The 16,736-nt window shown below is 38.2% G+C and carries 15 protein-coding genes, 16 tRNA genes and 1 rRNA gene; 1 reads left to right on the forward strand and 31 read right to left on the reverse strand.

The genetic code is table 11. The annotated features are described in order from the left end of the window. Window positions 1–355: 355 nt before the first annotated feature. A complete protein-coding gene (locus J2Z40_RS18960; protein WP_066391840.1) occupies window positions 356–1,210 on the forward strand; it encodes an MBL fold metallo-hydrolase in 855 nt (284 codons plus the stop codon). Between the two features lie 47 nt (window positions 1,211–1,257). Here the strand turns inward: J2Z40_RS18960 and J2Z40_RS18965 are convergent, their stop codons facing one another. From J2Z40_RS18965 to rrf, 31 genes are all read right to left on the reverse strand, one after another. Continuing rightward, window positions 1,258–2,571, reverse strand: coding sequence for a glycosyltransferase family 2 protein (locus J2Z40_RS18965; RefSeq protein WP_066391838.1), 1,314 nt, complete (start codon window positions 2,569–2,571; stop codon window positions 1,258–1,260). 564 nt (window positions 2,572–3,135) lie between these two features. Further along, window positions 3,136–4,269 (reverse strand): tetratricopeptide repeat protein, encoded by a 1,134-nt coding sequence (locus J2Z40_RS18970; RefSeq protein WP_066391835.1) that lies wholly within the window; start codon window positions 4,267–4,269, stop codon window positions 3,136–3,138. Between the two features lie 364 nt (window positions 4,270–4,633). After that, the gene (locus J2Z40_RS18975) at window positions 4,634–4,864 is read right to left on the reverse strand and encodes a glutaredoxin family protein (protein WP_066391832.1); all 231 of its coding nucleotides are present in this window, start codon (window positions 4,862–4,864) and stop codon (window positions 4,634–4,636) included. Window positions 4,865–4,966: 102 nt separating this feature from the next. Beyond that, entirely contained in the window at window positions 4,967–5,746 is a 780-nt protein-coding gene (locus J2Z40_RS18980) for a sulfite exporter TauE/SafE family protein (protein ID WP_066391831.1), read from the reverse strand. A 158-nt stretch (window positions 5,747–5,904) separates the two neighbouring features. Beyond that, the gene (locus tag J2Z40_RS18985; RefSeq protein WP_066391827.1) at window positions 5,905–7,032 is read right to left on the reverse strand and encodes an MBL fold metallo-hydrolase; all 1,128 of its coding nucleotides are present in this window, start codon (window positions 7,030–7,032) and stop codon (window positions 5,905–5,907) included. A gap of 87 nt (window positions 7,033–7,119) precedes the next feature. Continuing rightward, window positions 7,120–7,515 carry a DsrE/DsrF/DrsH-like family protein gene (locus J2Z40_RS18990; protein WP_066391823.1) on the reverse strand — a complete coding sequence of 132 codons (396 nt, stop codon included), beginning with the start codon at window positions 7,513–7,515 and terminating at the stop codon, window positions 7,120–7,122. Between the two features lie 12 nt (window positions 7,516–7,527). Further along, a complete protein-coding gene (locus tag J2Z40_RS18995) occupies window positions 7,528–8,079 on the reverse strand; it encodes a sulfurtransferase TusA family protein (RefSeq protein WP_066391821.1) in 552 nt (183 codons plus the stop codon). A gap of 326 nt (window positions 8,080–8,405) precedes the next feature. Beyond that, a complete protein-coding gene (locus J2Z40_RS19000; protein ID WP_066391819.1) occupies window positions 8,406–9,509 on the reverse strand; it encodes a sensor histidine kinase in 1,104 nt (367 codons plus the stop codon). Continuing rightward, the gene (locus J2Z40_RS19005) at window positions 9,496–10,179 is read right to left on the reverse strand and encodes a response regulator transcription factor (RefSeq protein WP_066391817.1); all 684 of its coding nucleotides are present in this window, start codon (window positions 10,177–10,179) and stop codon (window positions 9,496–9,498) included. Before J2Z40_RS19005 ends, J2Z40_RS19000 begins: the two co-directional genes overlap by 14 nt. Window positions 10,180–10,215: 36 nt before the next feature. Further along, window positions 10,216–10,776, reverse strand: coding sequence for a TlpA disulfide reductase family protein (locus J2Z40_RS19010; protein WP_066391815.1), 561 nt, complete (start codon window positions 10,774–10,776; stop codon window positions 10,216–10,218). Window positions 10,777–10,885: 109 nt separating this feature from the next. Next, entirely contained in the window at window positions 10,886–11,644 is a 759-nt protein-coding gene (locus tag J2Z40_RS19015) for a cytochrome c biogenesis CcdA family protein (protein WP_066391814.1), read from the reverse strand. Then, window positions 11,644–12,291 (reverse strand): hypothetical protein, encoded by a 648-nt coding sequence (locus tag J2Z40_RS19020; RefSeq protein ID WP_066399091.1) that lies wholly within the window; start codon window positions 12,289–12,291, stop codon window positions 11,644–11,646. Before J2Z40_RS19020 ends, J2Z40_RS19015 begins: the two co-directional genes overlap by 1 nt. Before the next feature lie 616 nt (window positions 12,292–12,907). Beyond that, the gene (locus tag J2Z40_RS19025; protein ID WP_066391812.1) at window positions 12,908–13,687 is read right to left on the reverse strand and encodes a MerR family transcriptional regulator; all 780 of its coding nucleotides are present in this window, start codon (window positions 13,685–13,687) and stop codon (window positions 12,908–12,910) included. A gap of 531 nt (window positions 13,688–14,218) precedes the next feature. Beyond that, a complete protein-coding gene (locus tag J2Z40_RS19030) occupies window positions 14,219–14,596 on the reverse strand; it encodes an iron chaperone (RefSeq protein WP_066391810.1) in 378 nt (125 codons plus the stop codon). Between the two features lie 279 nt (window positions 14,597–14,875). Then, window positions 14,876–14,956, reverse strand: a tRNA-Leu gene (locus J2Z40_RS19035). 16 nt (window positions 14,957–14,972) lie between these two features. After that, a tRNA-Cys gene (locus J2Z40_RS19040) sits at window positions 14,973–15,046 on the reverse strand. A 12-nt stretch (window positions 15,047–15,058) separates the two neighbouring features. Continuing rightward, a tRNA-Gly gene (locus J2Z40_RS19045) sits at window positions 15,059–15,133 on the reverse strand. 4 nt (window positions 15,134–15,137) lie between these two features. After that, a tRNA-Gln gene (locus tag J2Z40_RS19050) sits at window positions 15,138–15,212 on the reverse strand. A gap of 66 nt (window positions 15,213–15,278) precedes the next feature. Continuing rightward, window positions 15,279–15,354 (reverse strand) — tRNA-His (locus J2Z40_RS19055). A 35-nt stretch (window positions 15,355–15,389) separates the two neighbouring features. Then, a tRNA-His gene (locus J2Z40_RS19060) sits at window positions 15,390–15,465 on the reverse strand. Window positions 15,466–15,481: 16 nt separating this feature from the next. Beyond that, window positions 15,482–15,552: transfer RNA gene (locus tag J2Z40_RS19065), tRNA-Trp, on the reverse strand. 4 nt (window positions 15,553–15,556) lie between these two features. Continuing rightward, window positions 15,557–15,640, reverse strand: a tRNA-Tyr gene (locus tag J2Z40_RS19070). Window positions 15,641–15,655: 15 nt separating this feature from the next. Beyond that, window positions 15,656–15,728, reverse strand: a tRNA-Thr gene (locus tag J2Z40_RS19075). A gap of 10 nt (window positions 15,729–15,738) precedes the next feature. Next, a tRNA-Phe gene (locus J2Z40_RS19080) sits at window positions 15,739–15,814 on the reverse strand. Between the two features lie 149 nt (window positions 15,815–15,963). Next, window positions 15,964–16,040 (reverse strand) — tRNA-Asp (locus J2Z40_RS19085). A gap of 3 nt (window positions 16,041–16,043) precedes the next feature. Next, window positions 16,044–16,117, reverse strand: a tRNA-Met gene (locus J2Z40_RS19090). A gap of 155 nt (window positions 16,118–16,272) precedes the next feature. Further along, window positions 16,273–16,348 (reverse strand) — tRNA-Val (locus tag J2Z40_RS19095). A 9-nt stretch (window positions 16,349–16,357) separates the two neighbouring features. Beyond that, window positions 16,358–16,432 (reverse strand) — tRNA-Glu (locus J2Z40_RS19100). 19 nt (window positions 16,433–16,451) lie between these two features. Next, window positions 16,452–16,544, reverse strand: a tRNA-Ser gene (locus tag J2Z40_RS19105). A gap of 3 nt (window positions 16,545–16,547) precedes the next feature. Further along, window positions 16,548–16,622 (reverse strand) — tRNA-Asn (locus tag J2Z40_RS19110). Window positions 16,623–16,632: 10 nt separating this feature from the next. Next, window positions 16,633–16,736 (reverse strand): 5S ribosomal RNA (rrf, locus tag J2Z40_RS19115); the annotation flags it as partial.

The raw sequence follows: 16,736 nt of genomic DNA on the forward strand, positions 1-16,736 counted from the left end.
CTTCTATAAGGTCTATTGAACCCCGAACGAACAGAAAATCTAGCGAAAAGGGCTTCTATAAGGTCTATTGAACCCCGAACGAACAGAAAATCTAGTGAAAAGGGCTTCTATAAGGTCTATTGAACCCCGAACGAACAGAAAATCTAGCGAATGGGGCTTCTATAAGGTCTATTGAACCCCGAACGAACAGAAAATCTAGCGAATGGGGCTTCTATAAGTTGTACAGACCCCCACCTCCTGCATGCAACAAAAAACACCCAAAAAGAAACATCAACCTTGCTTTCCCCATTGTTATGCCCTCTCTACAAATAGTATATAATGAACGTTACAACTATTTGTAAAGGAGTTCTAATACATGCAATCATTAGTCAAACTATCCGATCGGCTTTATTACTTGCCTTCCTATCAAAAAACAGATCGGCCAATACTAGGTGCTGTTGTAGGAGACAATTATACATTACTGATTGATGCTGGGAATTCTACTAGTCATGCGAAACATTTCAAGGAGCAATTAGCTTCCTCTCAAGTTGTCGGAGATCTATTGGCTCTAACACATTGGCATTGGGATCATGTATTTGGCTTGCGTGAAATGAATATGCCTTCCATCGCTAACGCCATGACCTATGACAAGATGAAAGAACTACAGGAATTATCATGGGAAGACAAGCAGCTGGATGAACGAGTCGAAGCTGGGATCGAAATTCCGTTTTGTGCAGATGCAATTAAGCTAGAGCTTGGAAATAATCGTGAAGTGATCATCCCAGATCCCACCATTATTTTTGAAAAGCAAATGAAACTGAATATCGGCGGGGTTACTTGTGTCATCGAACATGTTGGCGGCGATCATTCATCCGATTCGAATCTTATCTATCTACAGGAAGAAAAGGCGTTATTTCTTGGAGATTGCCTCTATGCAAATATGTACGCCGAGAAATGGCATTATACGTTTGAAAAAATGAACAAGCTTTTGGAGAAAATAGAAGGGTATGATGCCAACTATTTCTTTCTCTCTCATCATCCAGCCCCATTAACAAGAGATGAATTTTCTTCCTTGGTTATATTATTAAAGACAAGTGCTGCCTTAACAAAGAAACATAAAGGAAAACTAGAAGCCATCACTGCAGAAATGACTGCCCATTTTGGACGTGAACTGACTGAAGATGATTTAGAAATTATCGAGTACTTTGTAAATGGATTTGAACAAGCATAAATCGAAAAAAGTAAGGACAATGGATTCATGTTCTTACTTTTTTCCAATTACTTCCATACCCTCTTCAATTTGAAAAACTCCTGTGTATATCCCCAAACCGATATTGGAGACATAAAGATTTGGTAGGTTAAAACATAAGCAAAAAAGCCGAACACATTTTTTCGGATTTTCAAACCTAAAGATTGAAACACTTTGCGTTGAAAATTGTACATCACATAATTCGTTAGTAATGCTAATGGGAGTACATAAAAAAATGTGGCACCCACAATGAAGTAATGCCCAAAGAAGGCAAGGATCAATCCTGGTATCCAAATAAACGTATAGACAAAATCTGCAAATGGAAAAAGAAGATTCGACCCAGTCAGATAACGTGTAAAAACAGTCGGTTGTTTCCAAGGCTTCACCTTTTTCACTGCCTCTATCATTCCCCTTGCCCACCTGCTTCTTTGTCTAACAAAATGAATAAAGGTTTCTGGGACATCGGTAAATGCTACAGCAAGTGGTTCAAAATAGACTTTACAATTAATATGCAGCATTTTCCAAGTTAGCACGATATCCTCCCCAATTGCATCATCCCAGCCGCCAATTTCTAGAAGCGTGTCTCTTTTATATAAACTAAAAGCTCCTTGAGCAACTAAAGTCCCTTGATAAAATCCTTGTAGTCTTTTAATTGATGCAATCCCTAAAAAATAATCCCACTCTTGAATCTTTGTCCAAAAATTTTTACGACTATTACGAACTAGAACAGCTCCCGCTACCGCACAAATCTCCTTTGGTGCAGATAACAATCGACAAACAAGTAACCGGATGGCAGAGCGGGTCAAAAGTGTATCAGCATCAAGTGTAATCACAAATGGGGTGTCAACTATTTTTAAAGCCTTATTTAGTGCAAAGTTTTTCCCAGGTTTTCCCTCATAGATTACCTTTACATTCAGATTGTAATCTTTTCCCGCTCCCAATGCCATCGTGCCCGTTTTATCTGTCGAAGCATTATCAATCACAATCACTTTTATCTCCCCCTCATAATCTTGTTGAGAGATAAATTTAAGTGTGTCCCTTATTCCTTTTTCTTCATTCCTACAAGAAATCAAAATCGAGAGTGGATCTGTCGGATTGTACACTTTCAGTTTTGGCTGTTTTTCTATTAGCAGACTAATGACCATAAATGCATTCATATATCCTGGAAAATAAGCAATTCCTGCAATCGATAAAATAGCCGGAACGATTCCAATCACAGATGCTAGATCACGAACCCAAGGCAATGACAAATATACAGAAAAAGTGAGCCATAACAAGGCAAATCCATGACTAATCCAAAACTTAAATAGGACGGGTATGTAAAGCTTCTTTACAGTTTTCATTCATTTCACCTAGAGGTTGTCATTTTATTATACGTTTCCCTAATGTCCTCGTTTTATCTCTTGTTCATTTTGCACTTCCCCTACTTAATTTCTAACAAAAGTTGAAGCGGAAGATTTCTAAGAACCACTAGTGATTGATTAGACGATTTTGGGTGATTGGCACAACGAGCATCGCCATTCACGCAAAAAAATAACACCCCCCCATCCTGACTTACAAATGAGTGATGGAGGCATTTTTTATTAGGTTGTTATTATTTACTGTTGTGTATGGAGGATTTCTGCCCAGAAAGCTGAAGAAGCAAAATATAAGCGGAATAATTCCGGTTAATGTAAAAAAGAACGCTTAAAAAGTGAAAATAAGCAGAATAATTCCGGTTAACTGCTTCAAATAAGACAAAATCCATCCATTTGGACTATATAAGCGGAAAAAATCCGCTTATTTTTAAAGAAATAGAGGTATTTCCCAATATAGCCGGAATTTCTCCGCTTATTTTTCAACAATTGGTCAAACATTGATTCAAAAGCAACAATCTTTTAGAATAGAGCTTTTTTATAATTACACCTTTAGCGGAGTTGAGCTTTATCATTAGTCATTTTCACAAATTTATTTTCATAGAAACGTTTCTTCTTTTTATTCCCGATCTTTTCGAAAAATAAAATCGTCTCCCCAAGTGCACCTGTCAATAACTCCTGATCATTCGTTTTTTCCAGCTGTTCTATTGCTTTTTCATAATGGATGGCTGCAAGTAATTTATCTGATTTTTCTTTATGTTCCAAGGAATAAGCGTATTGCATATAAATCATTCCAAGCTCTTTAGCAGAATAATTAGGCATCTTAAGATGAATGGCGATTGCCTTTTCATAATAGGGAACTGCCTTATCAAATTGGGTTTGTTCAAAATAATTAAACGCCATTTCCGTATATGCCTCCGCATGTACCCGCTTATTAGCAAGGGAAGAACGCTCAAGCAGAGGAATCGCCTCTTTTAAATAGGAATATGCTTTGTCATACTTCTTTTCCCTTCCATATATTTTTGCCATACTTACAAGGCAGTTGATTTTTATTTCTGTTTGCGCTTCATTTGCAAGTTCCAGCGCTTTTTGCCAATGAACAATGGCTTCATCCGTTTCATTAATCATCGAATGAAGCGCACCCAATTTAAATTGAAGAAAAAGGACATTTTGGTCGTCTGGATCTTCCTGCATATAGTTTAAGCCCCGCTTATAATATTTGATTGCCCGGACAACCTTTTCTAATTGCTCCTCTGCTTCCCCGAGTACTAGATACGCAAATGCTGCTTTTGTCTTGTCAACCGATTCTTGGCTTTCTATTTGTTTTACAGCGTCTGACATGATTTTCCGCACAAGTTTATAGTCACACATGAATGCTACATTTCCATATAAAATTAAGTCATCAATGGATTGATGATTGGATTCCTCATACATATTCCTAATCATCACGGCAGCTCGCTTCCCTTCACCTGTTTGTGAATGACAAGCAGCTTCAATTAATGAAAGAGTCCTCGCTAATTCTTTATTGATTTGATGTTTTTTTCGAAATCCTTCTATTTTTGACAAAGCATGTAAAAAAGTGCCGCGTTTGAAAGCATCGACGATTCCATCTAAATCTTCTTCGTTTTCCTCATTTATATATTCTTTTATACTTTCTTCTAAATTCAAAATATCCATTGTTGCCATCTATTTGCTCCTCACTTTCCTTTTTACTCTCAGTGTAGCCATATAACGGATGATATAAAATCGAATTTAAAAATGGATCTCTTTCACATGAAAATAGGAATCGTCACCCTTGCTAAGCGAAAAAAAAGGACTTCTACTGGTGTAGAAATCCTTTTAAAACATATGACTAATAATTACAGTAATATTATTTAAAAACTAAAATCCTTGAAAGTCACCAAAAATCGGGGCTAATATTGAATTAAAAAGGGTTAATTTATCGAAAAACAAAGCAATTCCCATAACGATCATTATGCTTCCGCCAATTTTCATAAAAGTACCACTGGTCTAAAACTTGTTATATTCCCCTAAGTTCCATTCAAAATAATTATTTTACTAAATTCATGACCTTTTCTGGGTCAAAGCCTAAAACCCATTGGCCATTTATTTCAGTTTGAGGTACACCTAATTGACCGGTTGTTTCTACTAATCGGTTTGCAGCATCCTGATCCAATTGTACATTTACTTCTTCGAATGAAAGTCCTTGTTCATTTAAGAAATTTTTCATCATATCACAATAAGGGCATGTGCTCGTCGTATAAACGGTAATTTGATTCATAAAAAACACTCTCCTTTTTCTAAATTCTTGGATTTAGGGTATTTAGGTCAAACTTTGTAACTCCCTATTTTACTATAGAATGAAAGGATTAAAGCTATTCGATTACACTAAAATATCAAACCAAATCTTCACAGCAGTACCCGCAATCAGAAGGGCTAAAATAAATTGTAAAATACGTGTATTCATGTTCTTACCTACTTTTGCTCCAACTGGTGCAGCAAGTAGGCTTGCCACAATCATAATAAGTGCTGGCCAATAATCTACTTGACCGGTAACGAGCTTCCCAACACTCCCTCCAATGGAAGAAATGAACGTTACGGCTAGACTTGTTGCAATCGTCATTCGTGTTGGTATATGCAGGACAGTTAACATGATAGGTACGAGTAGAAATCCTCCTGCCGCACCAACTACACCTGATGCTATTCCTATTATTAAAGCTAAGATTGCAGCTAGTGGCTTATTAAATGTCACTTCATTTAATGGCCTATCGTCTACTTGCTTTTTCGGTATAAACATCATCACAGTAGCAATGACAGCAAGAATCCCATATACGATATTTACTGCTTGTTCTGATAAGTAGCTCGATCCATAACTACCTATTAAGCTGCCAATGAGAATAGATCCTCCCATATAGATGATAAGCTGCTTATTTAAGTACCCGCCTTTTCGGTACGCCCAGACTCCAGCAATGGAAGCAAATAGCACTTGTACAGCGCTTATACCTGAAACCTCATGAGCTGTAAAAGCTACTAAGCCAAATAAAGGAGGAATATACAATAACATAGGATATTTTATGATTGAACCGCCAACACCTAACATACCGGATAAAAAAGAACCAATAAATCCAATTGCAAATACTACGATAATAAAAGTTAAATCCATGGATTAACCTTCTTTCTAAATATAGAAAAGCGAGTAGTTGTTGCTACTCGCTTTTAAATTTTCATTAAGCTTTTTGAATATAGAACATTCTCTGTTTTTTGTTCTAATACGGCATGGCCACCCGTTTTCAACCGCTATTCAGGATTACCAATAAAAGACTAGCGAACTGCACAGCGGTTTGGTCCAATTTCCATTTCAGTCTGTTCGTCATTGTCAGGATTCATTTTACCCATATTGACATGACGAATTTGTTGGTACGCATTTGGTTGTGGTGGTAAGTGATCTGTAACCGTACGACGGAATTCTGCTTCGTCTTCAATGTTTAATCCATGATTTTCTTTAAATAAATCACCTAGGCGTCTTGCTACTGTTCCATCTTCATTCAATTCATCAATAATCATGAAATGTGCAGGTAACACGACTAAATCTTCTGCTAGCTCACGGTAACGAGAATATAATGTCTCACGTAAATCTCCAACCCAATCTTCTGCAAGTCCCGCTAAGTCTGGACGACCAATAGAGTCAATAAATAAAATATCACCTGTTAACAAGAACTGATTGTCAATCACAAATGAAGTAGAACCGATCGTATGACCTGGCGAATATAGCGCATTTACATTTATTTGTGATGCACCAATTTTTACGTTTAAACGATCTGTTAATGGTGTATATTCAAATACTACTTCTGCCGCATCCTTCGGCGGCAAATAGTACGTTGCCCCTGTTTCAGCTGCGATATGACGTCCACCTGAAATATGGTCTGCATGTAAGTGTGTGTCAAACACATGCTTGATTTCTGCACCTTTTTCTTTTGCAAAATTCGTGAACACATCTGTAAAACGTACTGCGTCAATAATTGCTGCTTCTCCATCTGAAATGACCATATAAGAAAGGCAACCTTTTCCTAAGCGAACAAATTGGTATAGCTCGCCACCATTTTTTAAGTCTGATACTTTTATAGGCTCTAAATAGCTACTCCAAGATTTCATGCCGCCTTCAAGATAAGCTGCTTCTCGACCAGCCTCCGATAGCATTTCTGCTATCATGACAGAGGATCCTTCCTTGGCACATACGACTAGTACATCTTTGTCAGCAGGAAACTTTGGTAAAATTTCTTCCACTCCATCTAATAATTCAAAGTAAGGGATATTTACATACTCAAATTTATGTCCTTCAATTTTCCAATCTTCATATGCATCCGCGTTACGTACATCCAAGATAAATAGGTCTTCATGATCGATTACTTTTTGAGCAACTTGTGCTGCTGTCCATTTTTTTACTGTCATTTACCAAATTACCCCCATAGGTATATTTAAACTGATTTTTTTGCAGTGGAGACTATCTCCACTGCAAAAATTTTTTCCAAAATCCTATTAGAAAGTTAATGTCGGTGCTGCATCTTTTGCATACTCTAGGAATGTGACAGCTCCACCAACTTCGATGCCATCTACAAAATCTTCTTTTGTTAGACCCATCACATCCATTGTCATTTGGCATGCAATAAATGTAACACCAAGCTCGATTGCCATTTCTACTAATTCTGGAATACTTGGTACATTTGCCTTTTTAAAACCTTCAGCAAAATGCTCTTTACCAGCTGGCATTTCTAATGCATGCATTGCTTGCTTGTGTATGAAGTTTAACCCTTCAAAAGTGAAGAAGATTTGTACCTCTTTTTCTGAAGCTGCTGCTGCTGTTGCGATATTGAATACTTTGTATGCATCAAACAATCCACCGTTTGCTGCGATAATAGCTACTTTATTTGACATAATTAATTCCCCCTAGATTTCTTTTGTTATATTCCCGTTCCACTCATTCATACCTGGCAGAACGTTATAAACTTTTGGATAACCGTTTTTTACTAATAGCTGTGCTGCTAAGTCAGAACGTTTCCCAGTACGGCAAATCACATAAATTTCTTCATTCTTATCTACTTCCGCTAGGCGTGATTCTAATTCACCCAATGGAATAGATTTTGCACCATCAATATGACCAAATGCATATTCAGCTGCCTCACGCACATCTAAGATTAAACCCTTGCATGTTTCTAATTCTTCAAGTGCAACAGTGTGCTCAAAGGCTTTCTCCACCTCTGGTTCATTGGAGCCCTTTCTAATATAGTGGTAAAGAACGTTATTCTCCTCCACTGTTCCAATATATTGATGCCCAACAGAACTTGCCCATGCAGCTAAGTCTGCTGTTGATCCTTTGTCTGTTGCTTGTATTTCTAATACTTGCCCTTGATCTAAACCCATAATTGCTTTCTTGGTTTTAACAATCGGCATTGGGCAAGATAAGCCTTTTGCGTCAAGCTGCTCATTCGCTTGGATCATCCAATTACCCCCTATGGTATTAATTTTATTTAAAAATAGACCAGCCCATATACCTAGATGGGTATATTTACGACCAATAAAATAGTCGTGTTTTAATCACGACTCTTATTTCATCTTTTAAATATGATATTCACTGTATGATTAGTGAAAATCAATTACATGATCTATCATATACCCCCATAGGTAATTCGTCAACCCATTCATTTATATTTTTTATAAACCATTTACATTCTGTCAGGTTATTCGATCGGGGTGCTTTATCATATTGAATGCATTATCCTGATTCAGGCTTATTTTTCCTCATAGCCTAAGCTTATCTACGCAGGCTATTCCCTATTGAGTCCCACACCCCAAGGCAATTTAAACCAAAAGGTATGCACATTTCCCACTGTATTCATCCCTATAGTGCCATGGTGATGTTCAATAATTTCTTTTGAAATCGCAAGGCCCAATCCAGACCCTCCTAATTCTCTCGACCTAGAGTGGTCAATTCGATAAAGTCGTTCAAAGATCCTTTTCTGATCGTCTTGTGAAATCGGCCTTCCTGGACCAGTTACAGAAAGTTCATATTCTGTTTGATGGCTTCCCCCTTTTATCGTAATTAAGCCCGTTCCATCATAATAACGAATCGCATTATCGATTAAATTACTAATGACTTGTGTGATTGCCCCGCGATTAACCATTATCACCTTTGCTTCAACTTCTACATGCACGTTAATATTTGCTTCCTCTAATGCCAAGCGAAAGATTTCAACAGATTGTTCCACTAGGTTATTGATATTAACTGGCATTTTCTCTGAAAAGGTTTGAGTGGATACATGATCCCATTCCTTCAATTGCTCCATCTGTTCTACCAAATGAACGAGCCGCTTCGATTCCAAATATAATGACTCATATAGTTTTTCATCCCCTTTAATCACACCATTTTGTAATGCACGGAGATACCCATTTAAATTAGATAATGGTGTTCGAAATTCATGGGATAAATCAGAGACTAGCTTTTCCCGATGCTGCTCATTTCCCTCTATTTGTTTCACTAAATCATTAAAGTGATTAATTAATTCGGCTATTTCCCCCTCCTGCTTTACTTGAATCGGGGCAGGGTATTCTCCTAGCTTCATTTTTTTCGTGGAATCGATCAGCTCTCTTAAAGGATGGATCAGCCTTTTCGTTAAATAAAAATGGGTAAGACTGCCGATAATGATCGTGGAGATGCTAAAGATCCATAAATATTGAAACAATGTAGCTTCAAACTGGGCTTGTTTTTGATTATTCATTGATACTAGACCGTCAGCAAGCAGGCAGGCAGTATTATAAATCGCCCAACTACTTAACCCTATAAAGGCGGTAATGACCATTATATTGAGAAATGTGAGCCGAAAAAGAAATTGCTTGGGAATGAGCACCCGCTTCATTTTATTCTGTAACAAATTTATACCCCATTCCTCTAACCGTTACAATACGCTTAGGAGCAGCTGGATTTACTTCAATTTTCTTCCGCAGTTTTTTTATATGAGCATCTATCGTTCGATCAAGAATAAGTTTCTCATCATGAGGATGTAGTTGATTCATGAGATTCTCTCTAGAGATGACTGTATTTGGATTTTCCATAAAGTAGTATAAAAGATTGAATTCATGCCTTGTTAATTTGATTTCTCGATCAAAAAGGATGACCTCGCCTTTTCGAGGTTTAATGCATAATCCATCATAGGTAATCTTTTGACAAAATTGTCCCGTACGACGCAGCACGGCTTCAATATGAGCAAGAAGTTCTTCTGGTTCAAATGGTTTTACTAAATAATCATCTGCTCCCATCTTCAATCCGTTAATTCTATCTTCTGTACGGGATTTTGCAGATAGCATAATAGTTGATACTTCATTACATTCCTGTGTTTGAACCCATTGACAAAATTCTTCCCCACTAAGCTTTGGGAGCATAAGATCAAGTATAATTAGGCAAGGTTGTTTCGTTATAAAGACCTGCTTCGCTGCTTCCCCATCAGCTGCTTCTACGACTTCATAACCTGCTTTCGTTAGATAAATCCTAATGAGTTCGCGTATCATTTTATCGTCTTCCACAACTAATATCGTTTGCTTCATCCTCTCACCTCTTGCCCATTATACTACACGAGAAGTTTACTTCATCTTCTCAAATTCTTGTACCATTAAATCATAATTCAATGCGCCAAATGCCCTGTAGCGGATTATCCCATCGGAATCAACCATATAGGTCGTCGGAATTGGCTGTATCTGATACAGATTGGCTACTTCTAAATTCTTATCCATTACGATCGGAAATGTTAGCTTGTATTCGTCCAAAAAAGCCTCTACATCTTCTAAACTTTTTTCTGTCTCCGTTAAATTAACGGCTAGAATAACAATATCCTTATCCTGATGAAACTTTTCCATATCTGGCATTTCTGCACGGCAAGGCGGACACCATGTTGCCCAAAAGTTAATCATCACACGCTTCCCGCGAAGATCTGATAGTTTCATATTTTCTCCAGTTATGGTCGGTAGTTGAAAGTCTGGTGCGATGTTATTCACTTCTAAGCCAATTGTCGATTCTTTATTGTCATTCTTACCTTCTTCTACATTTTCTGTTTGATTTGCTATTTTCCTATCAGAAATAACAAAATCATATGTTGTCCAACCTAACATACTACTAACAATGATAATAAGAATCCACTTTTTCATTGAACATACCTCCTAAAATTTCCCTAAGGATGCTTGAGTAGATTCCCTGCCTCAAACGGAGAACGTATAATCTCCCTTATCCTAAAGGACAGAGTTTCTTCCTCCATCCCTACCCTAATCTCGTTAACCATGTGTCTTGTACTAAATCTAGTAAGAAACCTGAAATACGAGGCATTAATCCAAAGAATAGCACGAACCCCATAATAATCATCAGAACCGCACCTATTTTCATAATGATATGACTATGGCGTACAATCCATCTCGTCTTACCAATGAAGAATGTTAGAATAAGAAACGGGAATGAAAATCCAATCACATACATCAATGTGTAAAACATTCCTTGCCCTGGATTACTAGCAGCAAGAAGCAAAATTGAACCAAAGATTGGCCCGATACAAGGTGTCCATCCTGCTGCAAACCCTAACCCAATAAAAAACGTTCCTGCATATCCTGCTGGTTTCTTCGTATATTGGAAGCGACGCTCCTTCATCAAAGACGGGATATTAATCCATCCAGCAATGAACAAACCCATTACTACAATGAAAATCCCAGCTATTCGCTGAATGAATAATCCCGAATCTCCGATTAAGAGCTGCTGTGCCCATTGCCCTAAAAAGGAAGCACTCGCACCTAAGCTAATAAATACAAAAGATACTGCTAGCAGAAAAAAGAAGGAATGGGCAAATAACTGCTTAACCATTCTACTATTCTTACTTCCCTGTAGTTCTTTCACACTAATTCCAGTTATGTATGACATATAAGCTGGAAAAATTGGCAATACACATGGAGACAAGAAAGATAATGCACCTGCTCCAATTGCTAAAAACATGCCTACTATTAATGTCGTATCTGTTTCAATCATTCCCATCATAATCTCCTCTTTCTCAATCTATATAGTAAGCTGCCAACACTTGTAATAAAAAATATGCCAATAAACCACGGAGCCATCATATAGCCAAATACCGTTACAAAAGGTTGAGTAATAGCTAAAAGAAGGATTCCAAATGACCAAGCCGTAATCAAAAGGATCAAAATTAAGGAAATTGTTAAATGCTCCCGAAGGAAAAAGAAGCCCATAATCAAAAGCGCTAATAGGAGTAAATAACCGAACGCATATGGATGATTTTCTAAAACAACTTGAATACATTCATATACAAATGAACTAATAAGAAAGACAAAAGCAAAGGATTCCAATAAAGGAAGGACATGCATCCTTTTTCGCTTTGCCTTGTAAAAAAGCAATAGAACTAGTAGTGTAATAGCAAAATAAAAGCTGCTAGAGTCACTTGGATAAGCAAGAATTGATAACGGATCTAATATAAAAACGGACAGATTCAAAACAATCTTTCCTAACCAAATAAAGACGACAAAGTTAATGAGTAGCGAAGTTAATTCTTCTAGATGTTTTTTCTTTTGTTCCTTAGGACATTCACTAAATAGATAGAAAGAAAGAAATCCTAAAGCTATACTAATGACCAAAATTCCAACAGCCGTTAACTTACTTGCTATCGCCATCTTTGTATCCTCACTTTCAAACACTTTCCATTGCATCTTACCCGACTAATGTGAAAGTTTGATGAAAATCATAAATGTAAGAGTACTTGTTTGCCTTTCTAGTTAACGAAAGAAAAAAAGACCCTATAAAGGATCCTTTCATTGATAAAGCTAGTCATTTTAACTTTTTATTTGGCTCTGTTATGCTTCACATGTGATTTTCGTGTATGTATGAGGATCCATACACAGGGGATTTCCGCCCAGAAAGCTGAAGAAGCAAAACATAAGCGGAATAATTCCGGTTAAAGTAAAAAAGAAAGCTTAAAAAGTGAATATAAGCGGAGAAATTCCGGTTAACTGCTTAAAATAAGACAAAATCTATCCATTTGGACAATATAAGCGGAAAAAATCCGCTTATTTTTAAGGAAATAGAGATATTTCCCAATATAGCCGGAATTTTTCCGCTTATTTTTCAAACATTGTAAAACCAATAGTCAGTTTTAACAGAGCCTTTTATTTAAAAGGAGGATCTCTGTTGAATGATAAAAAAGCCAAATTCCTAATCTCTAACGAGGAATTTGGCTTTTTCCCTATAACAATCGCTCCTATTTAAAAAACGATTTTGTTAACGTGATGATTATCTATTATCTTGCCGATTAAGGTTTATCTTACTGCTAATCAGTTCATCAATAACCCTTTTCATAAACTTCTCCTCTTCTTTATTAAAAGCACTAGGAAATAAATAAGGATTCGGCTCTTCAAAAGAATCTTCATTATTCAGGAGCTGTTCCCTCGCTTCATCGTCTAAATGGGGCTCGACTATAGGCTTCATCATCGACACCATGGCATCGGCATGTTTTATCACTTCTGGATCATTTGGAGTTTTTCCTTCTAGAATAAATCGCTTCATTTTACTAGTCCACGTGGCCATTTCCTTATCCACATCAAGTGGCGCAGTGTACGAGTGTAACTTATTATACACCGAGTCATCCGCATGCTCACTTATCCAGCGGTTTCGTGCCTCTTCATTTTTCAAAGCATGAATGACCATAAGCAGTGAATTATGATCGATGGCTTCTGATCCTGAAGCAGTGCTTTGAACGCTGTCAATCGCTTGTAAAACCGTCTCAATCTGTTTCCGTTTTTCTTCCAGCATACTTGCCTGAGTGGCCAGTGTCTTTGTAAAATCCTGCTCAGGCTGCTCAAGATGATCGGAAATTTCCACCAATGACAAATCCAAGAATTTTAGTACGACTATTTTTTGAAGCTGCGCAATGGATTTGTTGTTATACTTCCGATGTCCATGTTCTGTGTATTCCGAAGGTTTCAACAGCCCAATCTGATCATAATGACGCAGTGTACGTTCAGTCATTCCAGTTAGTTTCGCAAATTCTCCAATAGAGTATTTTTTCTCCATCGTCACCCACTCCCTTTCAATTTGAACTATATCACTTCACGTTACGTCAATAGCAAGAGCCTTTTTTGATTTTGATATAGTGTAGTGAAGCAATGGAACCAAAAGTCTATGCCATTTAGTAAGGTTGGGATTACCTGTCAATTACTAGGATATTTCTTGATATTTAGTGGAAAAAGGTATGTCAGCGTTTGTACATTTCAACTAACTCTTAAATGACTTGTCGAGAGGAAGAGAAAAAAAGTCAATTGATACGTTTGAAAATTTATAGGCTCAGTGAAATTAAGATTGTTGTAGTTTATCCTATCTGAAAATGTCGGTGTCCTAGCACGAACATCAGTAATATTTATCCGTAGTGGTGGGGGTGTCTAATAAATTATGTGCAAGATAAAAAGTAACTCACACTACCTAACGTGCAGGGTGGGTTACTTTTTATAATAAATCTATTTTGTTACTTCTTCTTTTCTTCCGCATAATCTTTAAAATCTCTATTGCTTCGATTTTTTTTCCGAACTGTTATTAATTCATTGTATATTAACAAGAAGTATCCTCGCCGGCACGCCACATATCAACGGTTTTATGGATAAATTGTTCCAATCCCGTTTCTTCGATCTTTATTGTTTTTTTGACACGAATGCAGCCTTTTCCATAATTATAGCCCGCTAATAGAGCTTCTGCATTTTCTACCTTATCTATTGTACCTACATAGAGGCTGACATAATGTTTTTGCGCGTTTAATGCAAAGACATAGGTATCATCTTTCCCATAATTCAACATCTTATAACGAATCACCTCATCCATTTCAGGTGCATAAGCAAAAATCATTTGTCGAATTGCAAGCAGTTTCTCTTTTCGCCAATCATCTTCAATCAACTCTAAATATTCCTTAGAATTCTTAGCATCATATTGCATGTTGAAGGCTCACTCCCACAGTTTTCAATTTTATTGTTAGTTTACAGGAAATTTGCTATTTATTCATCTTCAAAGTCTTCTATTCATTCAAATCGTAATTTTCAACATATCCTTAAAAAGTAGAAAAGGAATGTCTAAAATTTCTTTTGTAAAAAAGTATAAATTGATTTCAAATCCTAGCCTTTTTTCACATAAAACAAAAAACACCTACAAACATTGATATATCAACATTTGAAGGTGTTTTATCGTTTAGTAATTTAACTCGTTATTACCTAAAGATACCGGTGGCCGGGGTCGAACCGGCACTCCAGAGGAACACGATTTTGAGTCGTGCGCGTCTGCCAATTCCGCCACACCGGCATAAAAAAAATTAATATGGAGGCGGCAACCGGATTTGAACCGGTGATCAGGGTTTTGCAGACCCATGCCTTACCACTTGGCTATGCCGCCATATTAATAAAATGGAGCGGAAGACGGGATTCGAACCCGCGACCCCCACCTTGGCAAGGTGGTGTTCTACCACTGAACTACTTCCGCAAAATGGCTGGGCTAGCAGGATTTGAACCTACGCATGTCGCAGTCAAAGTGCGATGCCTTACCGCTTGGCTATAGCCCATCGAATATTTATTATAAAGTATATTCATCAATAAGTAATATTGATACTTAAATTACTATAAATTTATGGGGCGACTGATGGGAATCGAACCCACGAGTGTCGGAACCACAATCCGATGCGTTAACCACTTCGCCACAATCGCCATAATTTTATTTAATTAAGTTATAAAAAACAATATGGGGCGACTGATGGGAATCGAACCCACGAATGTCGGAACCACAATCCGATGCGTTAACCACTTCGCCACAATCGCCATATTAGAAAACTAACAGGGGTAGTAGGAATCGAACCCACACTGAAGGTTTTGGAGACCTTAGTTCTACCTTTAAACTATACCCCTAAAATGGTGGAGGGGGGCAGATTCGAACTGCCGAACCCGAAGGAGCGGATTTACAGTCCGCCGCGTTTAGCCACTTCGCTACCCCTCCGATATTATAAAAATATGCCGGCCAGAGGACTTGAACCCCCAACCTACTGATTACAAGTCAGTTGCTCTACCAATTGAGCTAGGCCGGCATAATAAAAATGGTGGCTCAGGACGGAATCGAACCGCCGACACAAGGATTTTCAGTCCTTTGCTCTACCGACTGAGCTACTGAGCCATAAAAAAACACTATTTTCTAAATCAATATTGCATAATGACCTTTGTTCCAAAGCCCTTTGGTCTTTGTCACAGATTGCTATTCGGGGAAGCAATGCTTCGTACTGCAATCTGCTCTACCGACTGAGCTACTGAGCCACTGTGTATAAATGGCGGTCCGGACGGGACTCGAACCCGCGACCTCCTGCGTGACAGGCAGGCATTCTAACCAACTGAACTACCGGACCAAATTGCGGGGACAGGATTTGAACCTGCGACCTTCGGGTTATGAGCCCGACGAGCTACCGGACTGCTCCACCCCGCGATAATATTATTATGAAGTTCTTATTATGCATAAAGGTTGCTAAATAAATGACCACCTCGATTTCAGAGGGGTTATTCAAGTAGCAGCTCAATCGTTGCGCTGAAGATTACTCTTCGATGCGTATTCGATCGTGCTCCACCCCGCGATAATAATAATGGTGGAGGATGACGGGATCGAACCGCCGACCCTCTGCTTGTAAGGCAGATGCTCTCCCAGCTGAGCTAATCCTCCAGATGATATTGGTGACCCCTACGGGATTCGAACCCGTGTTACCGCCGTGAAAGGGCGGTGTCTTAACCGCTTGACCAAGGGGCCAATATGTATAAAAATTATATGGCGGAGAGCAAGGGATTTGAACCCTTGAGACAGCTATAAACCGCCTACACGATTTCCAATCGTGCTCCTTCGGCCACTCGGACAGCTCTCCTAATGGCTCCGCAGGTAGGACTCGAACCTACGACCGATCGGTTAACAGCCGATAGCTCTACCACTGAGCTACTGCGGAATATTAAAAAGCTTGGCGGCGTCCTACTCTCACAAGGGGACAGCCCCTAACTACCATCGGCGCTGAAGAGCTTAACTTCCGTGTTCGGGATGGGAACGGGTGTGACCTCTTCGC

Source organism: Cytobacillus eiseniae (genome assembly GCF_017874625.1).
GTDB lineage: Bacteria > Bacillota > Bacilli > Bacillales > Cytobacillaceae > Cytobacillus > Cytobacillus eiseniae.

Coding starts and splice junctions, on each gene's coding strand:
- J2Z40_RS18960 (WP_066391840.1), top strand. CDS start 356: ATGCAATCATTAGTCAAACTATCCGATCGGCTTTATTACTTGCCTTCC.
- J2Z40_RS18965 (WP_066391838.1), bottom strand. CDS start 2,571: ATGAAAACTGTAAAGAAGCTTTACATACCCGTCCTATTTAAGTTTTGG.
- J2Z40_RS18970 (WP_066391835.1), bottom strand. CDS start 4,269: ATGGCAACAATGGATATTTTGAATTTAGAAGAAAGTATAAAAGAATAT.
- J2Z40_RS18975 (WP_066391832.1), bottom strand. CDS start 4,864: ATGAATCAAATTACCGTTTATACGACGAGCACATGCCCTTATTGTGAT.
- J2Z40_RS18980 (WP_066391831.1), bottom strand. CDS start 5,746: ATGGATTTAACTTTTATTATCGTAGTATTTGCAATTGGATTTATTGGT.
- J2Z40_RS18985 (WP_066391827.1), bottom strand. CDS start 7,032: ATGACAGTAAAAAAATGGACAGCAGCACAAGTTGCTCAAAAAGTAATC.
- J2Z40_RS18990 (WP_066391823.1), bottom strand. CDS start 7,515: ATGTCAAATAAAGTAGCTATTATCGCAGCAAACGGTGGATTGTTTGAT.
- J2Z40_RS18995 (WP_066391821.1), bottom strand. CDS start 8,079: ATGATCCAAGCGAATGAGCAGCTTGACGCAAAAGGCTTATCTTGCCCA.
- J2Z40_RS19005 (WP_066391817.1), bottom strand. CDS start 10,179: ATGAAGCAAACGATATTAGTTGTGGAAGACGATAAAATGATACGCGAA.
- J2Z40_RS19010 (WP_066391815.1), bottom strand. CDS start 10,776: ATGAAAAAGTGGATTCTTATTATCATTGTTAGTAGTATGTTAGGTTGG.
- J2Z40_RS19015 (WP_066391814.1), bottom strand. CDS start 11,644: ATGGGAATGATTGAAACAGATACGACATTAATAGTAGGCATGTTTTTA.
- J2Z40_RS19020 (WP_066399091.1), bottom strand. CDS start 12,291: ATGGCGATAGCAAGTAAGTTAACGGCTGTTGGAATTTTGGTCATTAGT.
- J2Z40_RS19025 (WP_066391812.1), bottom strand. CDS start 13,687: ATGGAGAAAAAATACTCTATTGGAGAATTTGCGAAACTAACTGGAATG.
- J2Z40_RS19030 (WP_066391810.1), bottom strand. CDS start 14,596: ATGCAATATGATGCTAAGAATTCTAAGGAATATTTAGAGTTGATTGAA.